We start from the raw sequence: 541 nt of genomic DNA, 5'->3' as shown, positions 1-541 counted from the left end.
ACCCGCTCGGGGCGCACCGGAATCCAGCGTTTGTCGGCCGCGGAGTTCCACCGGCTCGGATCCCCTTCGCGCACTTCGTCGCCCAGCCGCAACGGCTCCAGCTCGGCCAACAACTTGAGGCGATCCTTGGCGGTGAACGACGCGGCGCCACCGACCATCTGCAGCTCACCGTCGGGCCGGTAGAGGCCCAGCAGAATCGACCCGACACCTTCGCCGCTCTTGTGGATGCGGTAACCCATCGCCACGCAGTCCGCGTCGCGGTGGTGTTTGACCTTGACCATCTCCCGCTTGCCCGGCAGGTAGGGGCCGTCGAGCCGCTTGGCGATCACGCCGTCCAGGCCGGCCCCCTCGAAGGTCTGCAACCACTGCGCGCCGAGTTCGGGGTCGACGGTGGTCCGGGTGACGTGGCACCGGACCTGATGTGCGACCGCGTCGACGAGCGCCTCGCGACGCACCCGGAACGGCTCGCCCAGCAGCGACCGGTCGCCCGTGGCCAGGGCGTCGAAGCCGATGAAGTGCGCCGGGGTCTGCTCGGCGAGCA

The 541-nt window shown here is 70.1% G+C and carries 1 pseudogene; it reads right to left on the bottom strand.

Features of this window, described 5'->3' with window-relative positions:
• Positions 1-541 (bottom strand): annotated as a pseudogene (locus A5740_RS01120) (ATP-dependent DNA ligase); the annotation flags it as partial.

This window comes from Mycobacterium sp. GA-1841 (genome assembly GCF_001954135.1).
Lineage (GTDB): Bacteria > Actinomycetota > Actinomycetes > Mycobacteriales > Mycobacteriaceae > Mycobacterium.
Note: the sequence above shows the minus strand (reverse complement) of the source record. Positions and strands in the feature narration are given on the sequence as shown.